The organism is Nonomuraea sp. NPDC049750, from assembly GCF_040659625.1.
Taxonomy (GTDB): Bacteria; Actinomycetota; Actinomycetes; order Streptosporangiales; family Streptosporangiaceae; genus Nonomuraea.
In genome coordinates, this window is sequence record NZ_JBFANB010000003.1 from 403,660 (window position 1) to 420,924 (window position 17,265).

General features: G+C 69.7%; 17 protein-coding genes. 6 read left to right on the plus strand and 11 right to left on the minus strand.

Annotated elements, in window-relative coordinates:
* Position 1: 1 nt before the first annotated feature.
* Positions 2-1,429, minus strand: coding sequence for an AMP-binding protein (locus AB0J16_RS10350; protein ID WP_358536878.1), 1,428 nt, complete (start codon positions 1,427-1,429; stop codon positions 2-4).
* A gap of 145 nt (positions 1,430-1,574) precedes the next feature.
* Here AB0J16_RS10350 and AB0J16_RS10355 point away from each other — a divergent pair, with 145 nt between their 5' ends.
* From AB0J16_RS10355 to AB0J16_RS10365, 3 genes are read left to right on the plus strand one after another with little or no spacing between them, the layout of a single operon-like run.
* Positions 1,575-1,814: an acyl carrier protein gene (locus AB0J16_RS10355; protein ID WP_358536879.1), complete on the plus strand. Its 240-nt coding sequence runs from the start codon at positions 1,575-1,577 to the stop codon at positions 1,812-1,814.
* The gene (locus AB0J16_RS10360) at positions 1,807-3,051 is read left to right on the plus strand and encodes a condensation domain-containing protein (RefSeq protein ID WP_358536881.1); all 1,245 of its coding nucleotides are present in this window, start codon (positions 1,807-1,809) and stop codon (positions 3,049-3,051) included. Before AB0J16_RS10355 ends, AB0J16_RS10360 begins: the two co-directional genes overlap by 8 nt.
* Positions 3,048-4,928 (plus strand): N,N-dimethylformamidase beta subunit family domain-containing protein, encoded by a 1,881-nt coding sequence (locus AB0J16_RS10365; RefSeq protein ID WP_358536882.1) that lies wholly within the window; start codon positions 3,048-3,050, stop codon positions 4,926-4,928. Before AB0J16_RS10360 ends, AB0J16_RS10365 begins: the two co-directional genes overlap by 4 nt.
* 8 nt (positions 4,929-4,936) lie before the next feature.
* On the opposite strand, the gene AB0J16_RS10370 is transcribed toward AB0J16_RS10365, so the two are convergent.
* From AB0J16_RS10370 to AB0J16_RS10380, 3 genes are all read right to left on the minus strand, one after another.
* Positions 4,937-5,344, minus strand: coding sequence for an ester cyclase (locus AB0J16_RS10370; RefSeq protein ID WP_358536884.1), 408 nt, complete (start codon positions 5,342-5,344; stop codon positions 4,937-4,939).
* 208 nt (positions 5,345-5,552) lie between these two features.
* Positions 5,553-7,460: an NAD-dependent epimerase/dehydratase family protein gene (locus AB0J16_RS10375; protein WP_358536887.1), complete on the minus strand. Its 1,908-nt coding sequence runs from the start codon at positions 7,458-7,460 to the stop codon at positions 5,553-5,555.
* 38 nt (positions 7,461-7,498) lie between these two features.
* Positions 7,499-8,431 carry a methionyl-tRNA formyltransferase gene (locus AB0J16_RS10380; protein WP_358536889.1) on the minus strand — a complete coding sequence of 311 codons (933 nt, stop codon included), beginning with the start codon at positions 8,429-8,431 and terminating at the stop codon, positions 7,499-7,501.
* Between the two features lie 137 nt (positions 8,432-8,568).
* On the opposite strand from AB0J16_RS10380, the gene AB0J16_RS10385 reads away from it, so the two are divergent.
* Positions 8,569-9,798, plus strand: a complete 1,230-nt coding sequence (locus AB0J16_RS10385; RefSeq protein WP_358536891.1) for a transposase — start codon at positions 8,569-8,571, stop codon at positions 9,796-9,798.
* Here AB0J16_RS10385 and AB0J16_RS10390 read toward each other — a convergent pair.
* Together AB0J16_RS10390 and AB0J16_RS10395 are read right to left on the minus strand one after the other, a co-directional pair.
* The gene (locus AB0J16_RS10390) at positions 9,781-10,485 is read right to left on the minus strand and encodes a PIG-L family deacetylase (RefSeq protein WP_358536893.1); all 705 of its coding nucleotides are present in this window, start codon (positions 10,483-10,485) and stop codon (positions 9,781-9,783) included. The genes AB0J16_RS10385 and AB0J16_RS10390 overlap by 18 nt on opposite strands.
* A complete protein-coding gene (locus tag AB0J16_RS10395) occupies positions 10,472-11,608 on the minus strand; it encodes an NAD-dependent epimerase/dehydratase family protein (protein ID WP_358536896.1) in 1,137 nt (378 codons plus the stop codon). The genes AB0J16_RS10390 and AB0J16_RS10395 overlap by 14 nt, the downstream gene beginning before the upstream one ends.
* Positions 11,609-11,683: 75 nt before the next feature.
* Between AB0J16_RS10395 and AB0J16_RS10400 the strand changes: the two genes are divergently transcribed.
* A complete protein-coding gene (locus AB0J16_RS10400) occupies positions 11,684-12,493 on the plus strand; it encodes a lysophospholipase (RefSeq protein WP_358536898.1) in 810 nt (269 codons plus the stop codon).
* Between the two features lie 30 nt (positions 12,494-12,523).
* On the opposite strand, the gene AB0J16_RS10405 is transcribed toward AB0J16_RS10400, so the two are convergent.
* From AB0J16_RS10405 to AB0J16_RS10425, 5 genes are all read right to left on the minus strand, one after another.
* Entirely contained in the window at positions 12,524-13,030 is a 507-nt protein-coding gene (locus tag AB0J16_RS10405) for a hypothetical protein (RefSeq protein WP_358536901.1), read from the minus strand.
* A gap of 195 nt (positions 13,031-13,225) precedes the next feature.
* Positions 13,226-13,555, minus strand: a complete 330-nt coding sequence (locus AB0J16_RS10410; RefSeq protein WP_358536903.1) for a hypothetical protein — start codon at positions 13,553-13,555, stop codon at positions 13,226-13,228.
* 126 nt (positions 13,556-13,681) lie between these two features.
* Positions 13,682-14,164, minus strand: coding sequence for a hypothetical protein (locus tag AB0J16_RS10415; RefSeq protein ID WP_358536905.1), 483 nt, complete (start codon positions 14,162-14,164; stop codon positions 13,682-13,684).
* A gap of 250 nt (positions 14,165-14,414) precedes the next feature.
* Positions 14,415-14,561 carry a hypothetical protein gene (locus tag AB0J16_RS10420; RefSeq protein WP_358536907.1) on the minus strand — a complete coding sequence of 49 codons (147 nt, stop codon included), beginning with the start codon at positions 14,559-14,561 and terminating at the stop codon, positions 14,415-14,417.
* Positions 14,562-14,630: 69 nt separating this feature from the next.
* Complete coding sequence (locus AB0J16_RS10425) at positions 14,631-16,259, minus strand: CocE/NonD family hydrolase (RefSeq protein WP_358536909.1); 1,629 nt, start codon at positions 16,257-16,259, stop codon at positions 14,631-14,633.
* 224 nt (positions 16,260-16,483) lie between these two features.
* On the opposite strand from AB0J16_RS10425, the gene AB0J16_RS10430 reads away from it, so the two are divergent.
* Positions 16,484-17,248: a maleylpyruvate isomerase N-terminal domain-containing protein gene (locus AB0J16_RS10430; RefSeq protein WP_358536911.1), complete on the plus strand. Its 765-nt coding sequence runs from the start codon at positions 16,484-16,486 to the stop codon at positions 17,246-17,248.
* Positions 17,249-17,265: the final 17 nt, after the last annotated feature.

Consider the following 17,265-nt stretch of genomic DNA (forward strand, 5'->3'; position numbering starts at 1 on the left):
CTCACTCCTCTGCCATACTGCGCAGTTCTCGCTTGATCACTTTTCCGGCGGCGTTCCTGGGCAGCGTGTCCATGCACAGCAGCCGGGTCGGCAGCTCGTGCTGGGCGAGCCGTTCGGCCAGGAAGGCGCGTACGCCGGCCAGCGTCACCGGCTCGCGGGGCACCACCGCCGCCGCCACCACCATGCCCATGACCGGATGCGTCACGCCGAACACCGACGCCTCGGAGACGGCCGGATGCTCGTGCAGCGCGGCCTCGATCTGGAGCGTCGAGACCTTGAAGGCGCCCGACTTGATGACGTCGCTCTCCCGGTCGACCAGGTACAGGTAGCCGTCGTCGTCCAGGTAGCCGAGGTCGCCCATGCGTACCCAGCCGTCCTGGAAGGTGTCCTGCCGCTGCTCGCGGTAGTAGGAGCGGGAGTGCGCGGCGGCGCGCAGCCACACCTCGCCGCTCTCGCCGGGCGGGGCCGGGTCGCCGTCGGCGTTCATGATCCGCAGGCTGCCGGCGGCGTGCCCGAGCGCGCCCGGCCGGTCGGGGTCGTAGATCATGACGGTCTGGGCGGGGGCCGCCTCGGTCGAGGTGTAGTAGTTCGCGACCGTCGCGTTCGGGAACGCCTCGGTCAGTTCGGCCGCGACCCTCGGCGGCAGCGCGGCGGCGGCCGAGCCGAGCAGCAGCACGCTCGACAGGTCGTGACGGTCCTGGACGCGCGCGCCGAGTAGTTCGATGGCCATCGCGGGCACCACGAACACGGTCCCGGCCGCGTACGACTCGATGAGCGCCGCGAAGCGGGCCGGCGTGAACAGCGGCAGCGTGACCACGGTGGGGGCGGCGCTCAGCGCGTGGAGCAGCATGACCTGGCCGGCGTTCGTGCCGATGGGGAAGGCGTGCACGAGATGCCTGGAGTGAGCGAACGGGCGGCGTTTGGGGTGTACGGGCGGAGAGGTGAGGTTCGCGTGGCTGGCCGCCACGCCCTTGGGCTGCCCGGTGGTGCCGGAGGTGTAGAGGATCTGGGCGTAGCCGAGCGGATCGACGTTGACCGGGACCGGGCCGGTCGGGCCGCCGAGCTCGTCGCCGCTCCGGATCGCGGCTGTTCCCGCTTGGATCGTCGTCGCCCCGCAGTGCTTGATCAGGCGGGCCAGCTCCGGCTCGGCCAAGCGGTCCGACAGCGGGACCGCGACCGCGCCCGCCTTCAACACCGCCATCCAGCTCACCGCGTAGTCGAGCCAGTCACGGCCGCCGAACACCAGCGCGACTCGGTCTCCTGGCCGTACGCCCTGGTCGAGCAGGCGATGGGCGGCGGCGTCAGAGCGCTCGTCCCACTCACCGAGTGTCAGGCCGCCCGTTCCGGCGACGATGAGGGCCTCGTGGTCGGGGTCGGTGGCGGCTCGTGAGCTCAGCAGAGCAGGGACAGGACGGGCCGACTGAACCACCCCCCAAAATTATTATCGGGATGTCGCAAGACGCTAGAAAAAATGCACAATTGCGTCAACCCCTTACCGCCAGACGCTTGCCGCCGTCAGGCCCCGCGTGACACACTCGCCCCGGATTTCCCTGGAAACGGGAGGGCTTCGCCAGGTGCAGACGGACGGGGATCTACGCGGACGCCTCGCGGACATGGTGGCCGAGGCCACCGACGGCGCGGTCGAGGCCGCCGACGTGCTGGCCGGGGAGACCCGGCTGGCCGATCTCGGCGTCACCTCGCTCGGCTATCTCAGGCTGATCGACGCGGTGGAGGCGGAGTTCGGCATCGAACTCGACATGACCTCGGCCGACAGCCTGGACGAGCTGGTGGACTACTTACGGCTCCATGCTTGAGTCGCCGCTGACCTGGGGGCAGCAGGACATCTGGCGGGCCGTGGTGGCGGCGCGGCCCCAGGAGCACTATCTCAACATCGGCCGGATCTTCGCCGCGCCGAAGCGGCCCGTCACCGTCGAACGCGCCGTCAAGGCCCTGGACGACCTCGTCGCCCGGCACGAGGCGCTGCGCACCCGGCTCAGCGGGCCGCGCGACTGCCCCCGGCAGCGGATCTCGCCCATCGCCCGGCCGTACGTCGAGGTGACGGACGAATCCGCTCAGGTGGTGTGCGACCGGCTGTCGGGCGAGCCGTTCGACTACTGGGAGGAGTGGCCGCTGCGGGTGGCGTTCCTCGTGACCGGCGACTATGTCCGGCATGTCGTGCTGGTGCTCTGCCATCTGGCCGCCGACGGGCACGCGGCCGATCTCCTGGTGAAGGACTTCCGGCTGCTCCTGCTGCGCGACTCGCTGCCACCGCCGGAGAGCGCCACGCCGCGCGAACTGGCCGAGTGGCAGCGCTCGGCCGAGGGCAAGCGCACGTCGGACGAGGCTCTGGCCTTCTGGACGGCCGAATACCGGCGCATCGATCCCGTGACCCTGGCGGACGTCCCGCGGCGCCCCCGCTTCTGGGAGGCCACGATGACCTCCGCGGCCATCGCCGCGGCGGCGCAGGCCGTGGCCGCCCGCGAGCGGGTGAGCTCCTCGACGGTGCTGCTCACGGCCGCGATCCGGCTCGCCGGGCGGCTCACGGGCCAGCGGTTCTGCGGCATGCGGGTGATCGTCAACAACCGGTTCGCGGCCGAGCGCCGCGACGTGGTCTCCACGATCTCGCAGGAAGGACTCGTCCTGCTCGACCTGCGTACGCCGGACTTCGGGGAGTTGGTACGGCAGGGCTGGCAGGTGGCCTTACGGGCCTACCGGCAGGCCCAGTTCGACCCGTACGCGATGGAGGAGGCGGTGTCGGGCATGGGGGCGGGGATCAGGTCGTTCGGCTGCTTCAACGACCAGCGGCTGGTGCAGCGCGACGAGGCGACAGGTCTGGACGAACAGGCCGTACGCGCCTCGATGGAGCGCACCGACCTGGTCTGGACGGACACCATGGACCGCAACATCTGCGACTTCCGGCTGCACGTCGGCGGCGAGCCGGGGCGGATGGAGGTGTCGCTGTACGCCGACACCGGGCTGCTCGCGCCGCCGGGGATCGAACGCTTCCTGTACGACATGGAGTCGACGCTGGTCGAGGCGGCGTTCGCATGAGCCTGTACGCGGCGGCCACGTCGTGCGTGCAGGGGGAGTCGCTCCGGTTCCACCTGCTCGGGGGCGGCGGCCCGATCACCGTCGAGGACGTGCCGTCGGGGCGGGTCATGCTCCAGGACACGGCCGAGGGCGACACCTGGACACTGAAGGTGGGCACGGACTGGCCCAGCTCGCTCTACCGCGCCGTCTTGAGCGACGAGTCCGCATATTTCGTCGTACGTGCGGCTGTGCCCGCTTCGCCGGTTATGGTGGCGATTCCCTTTCCCACCTGGGAGGCGTACAACCGGCCCGGCGTGCCCGGTGAAGGGCTCTACCAGGCCGAGCAGCCCGATCGGGCGGTCAAGGTCAGCTTCGACCGGCCGGGGGCGGGGCCGCAGATCGAGGAGTGGGAGCTGGGGCTGCTGCGGTGGCTCGGGCCGTCGGGCTATACGGTCGACTACTGCTCGGGGATGGACCTGCACGACGGTCTCGACCTGCTGAGCCGTTACCGGCTGCTGGTGATCAACGGGCACGACGAGTACTGGTCGTGGGAGATGCGGGACGCGGTGGAGGCGTTCGCGCGGGCCGGTGGAAATATCGCCATATTCTCCGGCAACACCTGCTGGTGGCAGGTCCGTTTCGAGGACGACCTCCGCACGATGGTCTGCTACCGCGACGCCGTCGCCGACCCCCTCGCCGCCGCCGACCCCGGCCGGGCCACCGTCGAATGGCCCAGCGAACCCGTCAACCGCCCGGAGAACACCCTGACCGGCCTCACCTTCCGGAACGGCGCGGGCTGCTGGGTCGACTCACGGGTGATGGCCCACGAGTCGTACACGGCCCGCTTCGCCGGCCACTGGGTGTTCGACGGCACCGGGCTGGCCGACGGCGACGCCTTCGGCACGGGCGCGCTCGGCTACGAGACGGACGCCGCCGACCTCGAATGGGTGGACGGGGTGCCGAGTGCGACGGGCCGCGACGGCACGCCACCGTCGTTCGTCGTCCTCGCCACGGCCGACCTGAGCCACTGGCGCCGGTACGGGAAGGGCGGCGCGGCCACGATGGGCGTACACCGCCTCGGCGCGGGGACGGTCTTCAACGCCGGCACCATCAACTGGGGCAACACCCTCCACGACCCTGTCCTGGACAGAATCACCCGAAACATCCTCGACCGCCTGTCCCACCCCCCAAGCCACCCACCCACCTGGGACCCGATCGGCCCCGCCCCAACCTGCCCATCTCCTCGCGAGTCGTCTTCTCATGGCGTCGATGGTGTCGGCGGCACGCGTGATGGTGCCGGTGGCACGCGTGATGGTGCCCACGGGACGCGTGCGCTGGCCGCCTGCGACAACCGGCTCTTCGCCGCCTGCTCGGACGGAACACTCGCCGTCCGCGACATCTCCGGCCAGAACCTGCCATGGCGAGTGATCGACGAGACCGACGTGATCGCTCTGGCGGCCCCTCGGGAGGCGCACGGCGGCCCACCCGCCGGCCTGTACGGGGTGGCTCCCGACGGCACGATCCGCTATCGCGACCCCGTCCTGACCAGGTCCACCTGGCAGGACGTCAGCCGGGCCCCCGAGGGCACCACCGGCCTGGCCGCCGTGGACGAGGGCCTGTTCGCCGTCACATCGGCAGGCGAGCTGTGGCACCTCCCGATCCGGCGCCTGGACACCCACGACTGGTCCCGAGCGGGCTCGGCCGGGGGCGCGGTGAGCCTGACCGCGATGAACGGGCGCCTGTTCGCCGCCTCCGCCGACCGGATCCTGACCAGACCCGCTGAGCGACACGAGACCGCCTGGCAGGACCTGGGCCCGGCCGAGGGCCACACCGTCCTCGCCGCCTCCGCCGGACGACTCATCGGCACCGGACCGGGGACCGGCCTCTCCTGGCGGTGAGAGTGGGGTCAGAGGAGACCGAGCCGGCCGAGCATGCCGAGCTGGTCGCTGCTGCCCCACCGTTCCACCAGCTTGCCGTCGGCGAAGCGGCTGATCTGCATGCCGCGGTAACTCACCTTCTTGCCGGTGGCCGGATGTCCCATGAGGTCGCCTAGGTGGGTGCCGCTGATGGTGTAGGCGAAGGCCAGCTCGTCATCGGTGGCGATCAGGTGCTCGACCTCGACGCGCAGGTCTGGGAACGCGGCGCGCATCTCGCCGAACATCGCCTTGTAACCGTCGGGACCCGGCCCTTGCCCGGGGGCGGGATCGTGGTCCACGGCATCGGGCGCGACCACTTCGTCGAAGATGGCGAAGTCGCCGCTCATCACCGCGGTGGCGAAGCGTTGCTGGGCGGCAAGGTTGGCTTCGTAGGTCATGTCTCTCCGTACAGTTGGTCGGCGACGGCCGGTCACGTCCTACGGACAGTGAATCTTCGTACGACTCTGTTTCTGCAGGTTAGGCGGCGAGCGTCTGCAGGGGCGGGTCTTGGACGGGGCGTGTCGCCGGGGATCGCACGGAGGCCGCTTCTACGGACGGTCACTCACGAGGGCCGCTTCTGGGAGCGGTGGCTTTCGTAGACCGCTTCTACGGGCGGTCGCTTTCGTAGGCCAGCCACTGGGCGCAGGTGTGCAGCCCGTAGTCCAGTGTCACGCTCGCCCGCCAGCCCAGCTCGGCGGCGGCCCGCTCAACATCGATCGGCGGCTTCGGCGGGTCGTCTGACGTTTCGACGTCCAGCGGCCGCACCGCCCCTGACACCGCCTCGGCCAGCTCCCGCATGCTCAGTCGTTCCGGGTTGGCGATGTTGAACACCCGCGACACCGGATTCCCCACCAGCGCCGCCAGCACCGCGCGAGCGACGTCCTGGACGTGCACCAACTGCGCGGGAGGGCCCGTGACGGGCGCGGGACGGTTGAGCGACGACCGCAGCACCAGCTCCGCGACCGCGCCCCGCTGCGGCATCCCGGGCCCGTAGGGCTCGCCCAACCGCAGCACCACGGCGCCAACCGCCGCCTCCTCCACTTGCCGTATGGCCCGCACCAGCGGCGTGGCAGCGGGCGCGCCGGCGAGTGGTGGGGAGGGAGCGGCATCCCCGAGCGTGGGTGAGGGGGCGTGCTTTCCGTCCCCGTAGACGGCGCACGAGCTGAGCAGGACGCCGCCGCGTGCGTCGGCGAAGGCCGCTCGCGCCAGGCGCAGCTCCTCCTCCGGGTCGGCGTCCTCGTCCCAGCCGAGCGCGCAGACGTGCACCACCACGGCGGCGCCCGCCTTGGGACCGACCGTTCGGTAGCCGTGGTCCGCGAGCGCGCCCGCCAGGTGGTCGCGGACGAACGTGTCGGCACCCGTCAGAGCCACCACAGGGCGGTCAGCGAAGGCCCGGGGACGGTGTCCGGGCCGGTCGGCCAAGCCCGCCTCCAGGCCCGCGCGGGCCGCCTCATGCCACTCGGGCGCGAGCCGGGCGAGCTCCCGGGCCCCGAGCTCATGGCAGAGCCCGCCAGGACCCATCGTGGCGAGCGCCCGGTCCAGCACGCGCGGGTCGGCACGCATCCCGCCACGCATGTCACCACGGTCCAGCACGCGCGGGTCCACACCGCGCGGATCGGCGTTGTCCCCAGCGACATCCGGGGCACTTTCTCCACCGGTCCAGCCGTGGACGATGCCCATTGTGTAGGCCGTGAGCCAGAGCGGCCAGTGCCGGGTCGCCGCCCTGGTCCGCAGTGACTCGGCGTCGATGCCCAGCCCCGCCAGGTAGTCCTCGCAGCGGATGTCCCGCCACCGCCCGGTCCCAGGGACGCGGACGGCGCACTGGGCCACCCCACGCTTGAAGAACGGGATCACCGGCAGCTCCCCGAGCACCATCTCCTCGGAGGACCGGCCCGCCTGCGAGCCGTCGGGAGAGAAGCCCTGCGGGTCGTCGGGGTAGGAGCCCTGCGGGTCGTCGGCAAAGAAGCAGGAAGAGCGGCGCAGCCCCTGGAAGTCGTTGTCCACCAGACTCGCCAGGTCCTCGTGCTCGGCCAGGCTCGGCACCGCCACGAACACGGGCACCCCCGCCTGACGCAGGTACCGCCCCATGAGCACGTCGTCGGGCCAGGTGTCGCCCCGGTCGCGGGCCCATTCCACGTACCCGCCCGCGACCTGTCTGGGCAGCAGCAGGGCCGCCACCGGCGTGTACTCACCGGCCCCCGGCACCCACCGCGCCCCGGCGAGCGCGCCCTGCCGGACGGCGGCGCCGTTGCGCGAGTTCCAGAAGGCGAACAGGGCGAGCGCGGCGTGCGGCAGGGCGCGGGCGGCACTCTCGGCGCGTTCGAAGAACGTTCTCGAAAGCACCATGTCGTCATGCAGCAGCAGATGGTGCGTGGCGTCCGAAGGGATGCTGGACCAGGCGAGCAGCGAGGTACGGAACGCCGACGGACGCCCCGCCGGATCGGGATCGGTGACGACGTCGAAGACGCCACCGGCCAGCCGGACGGCCGCCTCCCTACGCTGGGGATGCGCCATCACAGCCCCGGTCAACTTCACGTGCCCAGGCATCGGCCTCACGTGCCCAGGCATGCGCCTACCGCGAGCTCGCCCGACTCCAGCAGGTCAAGGGCGTCGCGCCGCTTCCCGCCGTCCCACTGCACCTCGCGGACGACCAGCAGCCCCGAGCCGCACGCCACCAGCACTCCGGCGACGCCGGTGGACCAGACGGGCGCGAGTACGCTGCCGGGCGGCTCTTGGCCGCCGTATTCGATCAGGTCGGCGCTGTGCACGAACAGCTTGCGGCCACCGACGAAGGTGAAGGCCCCCGGATACGGCGCGGCCAGCGCGCGGATCCAGTCGTAGAGGTCGTCGGCCGGCTTGGACCAGTCGATCACCCCGTCCTCCGGACGGCGCTTGTCCCACCACGAGCCGCCCGGGGGCTGCGGTCGTGCCACCACTTGTCCCGCCAGCAGCAGCGGCACGTACTTGGCGAGCAGCTCGATGTTGATCTCGGTGACCTTGCGGTACACCTCGGTGACGTCGTCGCGGCGGCTGATCGTGAACTCCCGCTGCGCGATGAGGTCCCCGGTGTCGGCGCCCTCGTCGAGGAAGAACAGGCTCACCGCGCTCGTCGTGAGCCGCTTGATGATGGTCCACGGCAGCGCGGCGCGTCCTCGGCCCTCCGGCAGGCGGGTGGGGTGCAGGCCGATGGACCCGAGCGGGCAGACCGACAGCAGCGGCTCGCGTACGAGCTGCGACCACCCGGCGATCACGAACAGGTCCATCTCCTTGACCCGCTCGTACGCCTCGCCGTCGTTGATGTCGGCGGTCTCCAGCAGCGGGATCCCGTGTTTCTCGGACGCTTCCCGCAGCGGCGCGTACCCGGAGCGGTGCTGCAGCTTGGGCGGGTAGCCGATCAGCAGCGACGGGGGAGTGCCCTGCGCGGCCAGTACGTCCACGGCGGGTGCGGCGAACTCCATGCCCGTGGCGAACGCGAACGTCTTCACCTGAATTGTGGCGCGGAGACCCGGTCCTTCAGGGCCGGGAGGAAGCGCCACCCCTCCTCTCGAAAACAGTATGGAAAGACTCGGTCACGTTCGGTAATATGTGCGGTGAGTGAGGAAGCTGTGACAGGAGGTGCGCGATGGCGATCCGCCGCTCCGCGACCAAACGCCACGGCCTGCCCACGATCGTGCAACTGCGGCTCACGCCTACCCCGGTCCAGGCTGAGGCGCTGGCGAGGGCGGTGCTGTTGTGCAATCAGGCGGCCACCGTCGTCTCCCGCCTGGCCTGGCAGCACCGCACTTTCGCGGTGGTGGAGTTGCATCGGCTGGCCTACTACGAGGTGCGCGGGCAGGTGGCCGGGCTGGGCGCGCAAGCGGCCGTACGGGCGATCGCCCGGGTCGCCGGCGCGTATGCCAACCGGCGCGCCAGCAAGAAACGCGCCCACATCTTCCGCCCGCACGGCGCGGTCCCCTACGACGCCCGGCTGATGAGCTTCAACCGGGACGCCCGCACCGTGTCCCTGTGGACCCCCACCGGCCGCGTCACCGTCCCCTACACCGGCCGGCCGGAAGGCCTCAAAGCCATCGAGGCACTGCCTCTCGGCGAGGCGGACCTGGTCTGCCGGCGCGGCGTGTGGCTGCTGCAGGTCGCGGTCACGCTGGCGAAGCCGGTGGTGCGTGAGCCGGTCGGCGGCTTTGTGGGGGTGGATCAGGGGGTGGCGAACCTGGCGGTCACCTCCGATGGCGCGGTGCTGCCCGGCCCCGCCCTGGCCGGGCCGATCGGCGGCAACGGCCACGTCCGAACCCTGCGAGAACGGCGCCACCGTCAACGCCGACGCCTGCAGAAGAAGGGCACGGCGGCGGCGCGGCGGGTGCTGCGCCGCCTGTCCGGGCGTGAGCGCCGGCTGATGACCGACCTCAACCACCAAATCAGCACATTCGTGGTGCGCGAAGCCGAACGCACCGGCCGCGGCGTCGCCCTGGAAGACCTTCAGGGTATCCGCAGCCGGGTAAGGGCTCACCGGCTCCAGCGGCGCACCCTGCACAACTGGGCATTCGCCCAGCAGACCACCTTCACCCGCTACAAGGCCGCCCGAGCCGGGATCGCCTTCGTGCCGGTCGACCCCGCCTACACCTCGCAGACCTGTCCGGAGTGCGGGCACATCAGCAGGGCGAACCGGCCGGCGCGAGGCCGGTTCGTCTGCATCGGGTGTGGCCCCGCTGGGCACGCCGACCACATCGCAGCCCGCAACATCACCACACGCGGCATAGCGGACTGGGCTGCCATCAACCAGCCACACGCTACCGGCCTCCCCTCACCCAGACGGGACCGCGAGAGCAAACCACCAGATTCAGCCAGTGGTAGTTGATAAGACCTCCCTCAGCACCCCGAACGCTTCGGCGTGCGTGACACCGATCTCCGCGCCACGCAGTGTCGCCAGCGCCGTCACCGACTCCTCGCTCCTTATGTGCGGGGAGGGCCGGTGCTGGCTCTGGTAGCCGCGCAGCGCCTCCAGTTTGCGTTCCATATAGGCGCTTATGTCGCAGAAGGCCGTCGATCGCGGCATCGGTTCGGCGGCCCACTGGATCTTCGACATCTCGTACAGCAGCACAGTCGGCACCAGCCACTTGCCGAACTGCTGGGCGATGGGCCGGGCCGCCGCGAACCCGGCGCCGAACACCGCCAGATGGTCCTGGTCGTAGTCGGCGAAGCTGGGCAGCAGGAGCAGGTCGGGCCGCCGCTCGTTCAGCGTCCGCTCGAACAGGTCGACCAGCTCCCTGCGCGGCAGCGTGTCCAGCCGCTCGGTCAGGTCCATGTCGCCGTACGCGATGTCGTACGAGAAGCCCAGCGTGGCCCGTACGGCCTCGATCTCCGCCAGCCGTTGCCGATAGCTGGTGGCACCGTCGAGGCCGTAGTGCCGCATGCCGTCGACCGCCAGATACAGGACGTGGACCTCGGCCCCCGCCTCGACCTGCGCGGCGATCAGGCCGCCGCAGCCGAGTACCTCGTCGTCGGCGTGCGGGGAGATCACCAGCACACGGTCAAAGCGGCGCATTCACTGCCCTCCGGTCTTCGCGGGCGCGATAGTACTCGGCGGTGCTCAGGATCAGCTCGTCGAGCGCGATCCGGGGCCGCCAGCCGAGGTCGGTCGCCGCCCGCAGCGCCGGGATCTTGTGGAACGACTCGGCCTCGGCGTAGTACGGCCCGTGCACGCTCCTGCCGTCGACGCTGACGATCGGCGACGGGCTGCCGAGTAACTCCTTCACCCGCTGGGCCAGCTCCATGATGGTGACGGCGTTCGCCGGGTTGCCGACATTGATGATGATGTCATCGCAGTTCAGCGCCGCGTCCATGTAGTCGATGAGGAACCCGGTCAGGTCGCTCGCCGCGATGAACGCCCTGACCTGCTCACCGCCCGCGAACACGGTGATCGGTTTCTCGGCCAGCGCCTGCTGGACGAACGTGGGCATGACGAACCCGCCCGCCCGCGACTGCCGCGCCCCCGCCACGTTGAACGGCCGGATGACCATCCCGCGCAGCCCGTGCTGGCGGCTGTTGGAGACCATCGCCTCGGCCAGCGTCTTGGCGATGGCGTACTCGATGCGGGTGTTGTACTGCGTCGGTACGACGATGTCGTCCTTCTCGTCGAGCACGCCGCTGCGGCCGTACACCTCGGCCGAGCTGAACATGCACAGCGGCGCGTCCGCCCGGATACAGGCGTCGATGACAGGGGCGGTGCTGCCGATGATGTCGTGGCCGAGCCGGCCCGCCCTGGACAGGATGCTCGCGGGGCCGACGTACGAGGCCGCGTGGATGACGCGATCGGCCCCCGCGAAGTCGCCGCCCGCCGCCAGATAGTCCTCCACCCGCTGCCGGACGACCGTGCAGCGAGGGTCGGCGTCGTAGTCCTCGCCGTCGATCACCGCACCCGCGTTGGAGTCGATGATCATTACTCGGTGGCCCGCGGCGAGATACGCGTCCACCAGATGTGAGCCGATAAAACCGAGACCGCCCGTGACGATGACTTCGCCACTTGGAGCTCCCACGGGCCTGCCTTTCCCACGAAGCCGTGATTTCGAGGAAAAACGGTCACTCGGGGCCTGTGCCGCCCCGGTGGCACCTAGCGTGGGATTAAAACAGTTTTCGCCACGCTTGTCACGCATGGCACAAGTTTTCATGGTTTGGCGCAGGCCTCCTGGACCGATCAGCCGGATCGGGCGTACGCTCGCCGCAATTCGGGCACAGGGAGTGACATGGCCACGTCGAGGGAACGCACCTTCACCGGCACCCGCGCCGCGAACGTGGTGCGCGAGTGGCCCCACGAGCAGCCGCGCTACGTCGCCATCCTGGTCCACGGGTACGGTGAGCACATCGGCCGGTACGAGTACGTGGCCGACAGCCTGGTCCGGCACGGCGCCGCGGTGTACGGGCTCGACCATGTCGGCCACGGCAAGTCGGAAGGCGACCGGGTGCTGGTCGTGGACTTCGAGGACGTGGTCACCGACGTACACGCCGTGGAGGAACAGGCCCGAGCCGACCACCCGCGCGTACCGGTCGTGCTGATCGGCCACTCGATGGGTGGCATGATCGCCGCCCGCTACGCCCAGCGCTACGGCGACGGGCTGGTCGCGCTCGTACTGTCGGGCCCGGTGATCGGCGAATGGGAGGTGATCCCCGTCCTGCTCGCCCTTGACGAACTGCCCGACATCCCCATCGACCCGGCCACGCTCTCCCGCGACCCGGCCGTGGGCGTCGCCTACGCCGAGGATCCGCTGGTCTGGCACGGACCGTTCAAGCGGCCCACGCTGGAGGCGTTCGCGACGACGATCGCCACGATCGCCAAGGGCGGCTCGCTCGGCAGCCTGCCGACGCTCTGGATCCACGGCGCCGACGACCAGCTCGTGCCGCTGACCTCAAGCCGTACCGGCATCGAGACGATCCGCGGCGACGACCTGACGGAGCGGATCTATCCCGATGCCCGGCACGAGGTGTTCAACGAGACGAACCGGGACGAGGTTCTGACGGACGTCACGACGTTCATCGACCGCGTCCTCGGCCACTGACTCCACGCTCCTTGATGCCCTGCGGCGGAGTCATCTCACGGGCAGCCACAGGTGTCCGGATCCGCGGGTCCGCGTGAGGTTCACCCGGTAGCAGCCGGCCTTGGGAAAGACGAAGCCCGTGCCCCACTCCTCACCCGGCCGCCGCCAGGACGAGCCCCCGTGCTGCTCGGGACCGAACGTGGGCTTCGCGCGGGTGCCGTCGGGCAGCGCGGCCGTGACCTTCAGCGGCCCTTCACCGGTCATCCGCCACACGATCTTGACCTCCTTGCCCCGGTTGAACGGAACCGGGGCGAACAGCAGCCCCCACACCTCAGCGTCCCGCGAGGTGCCTTGTACCTCGGGAAACCCGTCCTGATAGGTGAGCAGCGGCGTCCCGTGGCACGCCTCCCTGGTGGCGGCGGGCGTCGGCTTCTGTGACACGGCCGGTGTCTCCGCCCTGGTCGGCGTCCCGGCCTCAGTCGGTCTCGGCGACCCGGTCCCGCCCGTGGCGCACCCCGCGACCACTATGAGCACCGCTCCGATTGTCATCCGCCTCATCGAACCTCCTTCGCTCTCACGACACCTACTCCGGAGAGCGGCAAGAGGTTCCTGGTTCAGGTTCGGCGGTTTAGAAGGCCAACGGGCCTCCCGCCCATGGAGCGAGAGGCCCGTACCCAGCTGGTGCCCATACTCGGCTGACGCCCGTACTCAGCTGCACCCGTAGTCGGCTGGCACCTGTATTCAGCTGGCGCCCTACGACGCGTCCTCGCAGCGGACCGTGACGATCGCGAACCACACATGCGAACGCGCGTCCTGGGACGTCACCGACTCGAACACCTCGCACGACGTGAACCCGTGGTTCAACGCGTTCTGCCTGGCAGCGGCCTCGGCGCTGGCGAGCGCGGCGTCCTCCTCGATGCCCTTGCCGAACCCGTCGAACAGCGCGCCGATCCCGGCGTTGATGCTGGTGGAGGCGTCGGCGGAGGCGGGCAGAGCGGCGACGAGGGCACCCGCGACGATGCCGGAACCGGCCAGCGTCGTCGCAGCCAGCGCGACCAGCAGCTTTTTGGTCAGGTACTTCATAGGATCTCCCCGAGCTTCGATCGTTGGGGCTTACGTCTGAAAGGCGTTCCATCCCGTTCCACCGGATGCCTTCGCGATCAGTGCCCGGAGCCGGCGGCGCCCCGTCTCGCGGAAGCGGTCAAGGTCCTATTCCTCTCCCGATTCAAAAATGCGCCATCTCTCCGTGGGCGACTCTCTTTCGAGCCAGTAACCCCAGCTGAAATCATCAGACGCTTCTCGACCCCGCTTTTGCAGCTCGAGTTTCACGGACACCTGTATAACCGTGGTGTACCTGCCTGTGTCATCCGAATCCGGATGCCCCGGCCAGATCGTCATGGCCGTGATATCGGTCCAGTCGCAGAAGGCACTGTCGGCGAAGGACTCCTCACGATCGGCGAATTCTGGGGTGGACAAGCGGCGGGCGACGTCGATGTCCCTCGCCACGACCGCCTGCAGGTAGGCCCTTACCGTGTCTTCGGGAGAGGCGCTATCCGCCGGCGGCCGGATGTCGTGAAGCTTGCGGGGAGCGCAGTAGAAGCCAGTGAATTCGCCGATCGCCGGATAGAGCAGGCCTAACGAGGCAGCGAACAGCACTGCTAAGCCAGCGGCGACATAGGTTTTCGGCTTCAAGGCCGCTCCCTGGACCAGTGCTTTTCCGGCACGAACGCCGCATGCATGAGATGTGAGCCGCTCGCGTCACCATCGTTGAGGCATCCCCAGCGCCTTGTCCGCCGGGCCGCCGTACTGACCGTGCGACTGCCCGCAGTCGCCACCCTGTGCCACGAGCGCAACGGGCAGTGACGTCCGCCACGGGGACATCTGCCCCATCGCAAGCATGAAGATCCCTTCACCCAGTCCGCCCCAAGGCCCTGGGAGAGCTTTATGATCGTAAAAAGAAATACCAGATCACGCCCAGGGCAATGAGCCAGATAATGGCGCCGATGCCGCAGACCATCAGGCAGCCTGTGATGACTGTTCGTTTTCTGCCTCGATCGCCCCATTCGTGACGACCACGATCTGGATCCATGCTAAGAGGCTACTTCCCTCTCGCCTCGGATAATTGACCATGACTGTAAGGGAGGGGCATTTGTGGCATTTATCTATTTCCGAGGATGGGAAGGATCAATGCGGAGGGATATTCCTGACCATGAAAGATCTCGAAGCGAGTACGCCGTGTCCGTACGGCCTCCGCCGCCGGCTCCCCGGTCCCATGGTTGCGCGCGAACCTCGGGAACGCGCCTCCTGCCACCTGCACCCGCAGGCGGTGGCCCTTGCGGAAGCGGTAGCCGGTCGGGTGGAGTTCGACCTCCGCCCGGGTCACAGTCTGCGAGTCCTGGGGCAGGCGCACGATGCCGTCCGTGACGTTCCGGGAGACGCCCGCGGGATCGACGTCGCAGAGCCGTACGAACAGGTCGGCATGCCCCGTGTCGGTGCGTACGTGCACGACCGCCGAGACCGGACCGACCAGGTCGAGATCGCGGGGGAGCGGTGCGGTGGTGTGGACGAGCACGTCGGAACGGCGCTCCACCTCCCGGTTGTCGCGCTGTCCGGTCTCTTGGGCGGACAGCATCGGACCGCCTGGTGACCGCGTGGGGTGCGCCGGGTCATAGACGAACGTGTCAGAAGAGCTCTTTTCCGGCACCTCCCAGCCGAGCCCCCGGCCGTGGCCCAGGTAGAGCGGAGTGGGCGTGGACTCCGCGGGCGGCCACTGGTCGAAGTCCAGCCAGCGGTTGGCCTTCTGCAGGTAGAGGCGTACCGGTGCCTGGTGCAGTTGGGCGGTGTCGCCGAGCAGGTACGCCGACAGCCACGACACCTGATCGATCAGCACGGCACGCAGCGCGCCCGAATCATGGCCCCATGGGCCGATCGTGATCCGGCTGCGCCGCCCCGCCTCCCGCAGCGCGGTGAAGTCACGCAGCTGCGCGGGCAGGAACAGGTCCCACCAGCCGGTCACCATGCTCGTCGGCGTGGTCATCTCGGCCGCCGCCGCGCGGTGGTCGGTGGCCGCCCAGAAGTCGTCGCCCGGCTCGGCGTGCGCGGCCACCTCGCGCAGGAACGGTACGGGCTTGCCGATCGCCGCCAGGTCGGACGTGCCGATGGGGACGTGCGCCATGGCCCGCCGTACGCGCCGCTGTTGTCGGGGGTCGGGCAGCAGCCCGCCGAGGGGCGCCTCCTCCTGGGTGCCGATCAGCGCCGACCAGGCCAGCGTGTTGTGCAGGCCCATCACGCCGCCCGGATAGAACGTGCTGACGAACTCGCTGGTCGTGATCCCGAGTCCCATCGCCTCCAGCGGCGGATCCAGGTAGGGCCCGACCGCCCACTGCGTGTACCCGAGATAACTGGCCCCCGCCATGGCCAGCCGCCCGTCACACCACGGCTGCGCGCGTAACCAGGCCGCCGTGGCAAGGCCGTCGTCCTTCTCCTGGTGAAAGGCGTGGAAGCGGCCACCGGAGCCGAAGACGCCCCGGGTGTTCTGGACGACGACCTGCATCCCGCGCCTGACCAGCACGCTCGCGAACGCCTTCGCGTCGATCCGGTGCTTTCCGTACGGCGTGCGCATCAACACCACGGGCAGCGGCCCGGCGCCGCGCGGCCGGTAGCGATCGGCGAGCAGCGCCACGCCGTCGGGCATCGAGACCCGCAGATCACGAGTGACCGCCACATCATCGACCACCGCCTCCGGCAGCCCGAGGAACCTGTCGAACAGCCTGCCGAGCACGCTCATGAGAAGTCCTCCCGCTCGACCTCCAGAGTAGAGCTCTGGGGCGGAAGGAACGGTCGCTGTTGGTGAGAAGGATGTTGCTTGAACGGAACCAAGGCGCCTGCGGGCGGTCAGTGGGGTCAGCGAGCTCGCACGCGCACACACGAAGTCGGCCACCGGAACCGTCACGTCCTGGCCGGTGACTTTCCCCTCGCCGCCTTGTCTGCACAGAAGAGAAGGAGGCGTATATGCGAAAGCCCCCACCCACGACCCACGCCGACACCGCCGGTGACGCCTGGCTCGGCGGGGTCGCCCTGCTGGGTCGGGCCTCCGACTACGCGCTGAGCTGCCTGCGCCTCGTCACGTCCGCCGATCTGGACCGTCCAACCCCGTGCCGTGGCTGGGACCTACGGACGTTGCTGGCACATACGAACGACTCGTTCGCGGCACTGACGGAAGCCGCAGCCTTAGGACACGTCGCCCTCGTCCCCCCGCTGAGCGACGACGGTAACGACCGCCACGGCGACAGCCATGGCCACGGTCACGGTCACGGTCATGACTGCGGCGATGGACGCGATGGCAGCGACGGCGGCGGCGGTGGACGCGACGGTCATGGCGGACATGACGGTCACGGCGGTGGCGGCGACGGTCACGGCGATGACCATGACAGCTTGCGACACCGCACCGCCAGCCTTCTCCGCGCCTGGGCGGGGTCCAAGGACGCGATGGTCTCCGTCGGCGGTTGCCCGTTGACGGCCGCGCTGGTGTCCGCCGTCGGCGCCGTCGAGGTGGCCGTGCACGCCTGGGACGTGGCCCAAACATGCGGCCACCCCCGTCCCATCCCGGACGACGTGGCGGCCGAGCTCCTCCCGCTGGCCCGGCTCTTCGTCACAGATGCCGACCGTCCGGCCCGTTTCGCCCTACCCCTGAACGCCGCCCCCCGAGCCCCGGCTCAGGACCGTCTGCTCGCCTACCTGGGCCGCGACCCCCACTGGGCTGACAACAGGAAGTAGCTTGACAGCATTAATTG

Coding starts and splice junctions, on each gene's coding strand:
- AB0J16_RS10405 (WP_358536901.1), bottom strand. CDS start 13,030: ATGAGGCGGATGACAATCGGAGCGGTGCTCATAGTGGTCGCGGGGTGC.
- AB0J16_RS10395 (WP_358536896.1), bottom strand. CDS start 11,608: ATGAAAACTTGTGCCATGCGTGACAAGCGTGGCGAAAACTGTTTTAAT.
- AB0J16_RS10420 (WP_358536907.1), bottom strand. CDS start 14,561: ATGGATCCAGATCGTGGTCGTCACGAATGGGGCGATCGAGGCAGAAAA.
- AB0J16_RS10385 (WP_358536891.1), top strand. CDS start 8,569: ATGGCGATCCGCCGCTCCGCGACCAAACGCCACGGCCTGCCCACGATC.
- AB0J16_RS10410 (WP_358536903.1), bottom strand. CDS start 13,555: ATGAAGTACCTGACCAAAAAGCTGCTGGTCGCGCTGGCTGCGACGACG.
- AB0J16_RS10375 (WP_358536887.1), bottom strand. CDS start 7,460: ATGGCGCATCCCCAGCGTAGGGAGGCGGCCGTCCGGCTGGCCGGTGGC.
- AB0J16_RS10360 (WP_358536881.1), top strand. CDS start 1,807: ATGCTTGAGTCGCCGCTGACCTGGGGGCAGCAGGACATCTGGCGGGCC.
- AB0J16_RS10400 (WP_358536898.1), top strand. CDS start 11,684: ATGGCCACGTCGAGGGAACGCACCTTCACCGGCACCCGCGCCGCGAAC.
- AB0J16_RS10390 (WP_358536893.1), bottom strand. CDS start 10,485: ATGCGCCGCTTTGACCGTGTGCTGGTGATCTCCCCGCACGCCGACGAC.
- AB0J16_RS10430 (WP_358536911.1), top strand. CDS start 16,484: ATGCGAAAGCCCCCACCCACGACCCACGCCGACACCGCCGGTGACGCC.
- AB0J16_RS10370 (WP_358536884.1), bottom strand. CDS start 5,344: ATGACCTACGAAGCCAACCTTGCCGCCCAGCAACGCTTCGCCACCGCG.
- AB0J16_RS10365 (WP_358536882.1), top strand. CDS start 3,048: ATGAGCCTGTACGCGGCGGCCACGTCGTGCGTGCAGGGGGAGTCGCTC.
- AB0J16_RS10425 (WP_358536909.1), bottom strand. CDS start 16,259: ATGAGCGTGCTCGGCAGGCTGTTCGACAGGTTCCTCGGGCTGCCGGAG.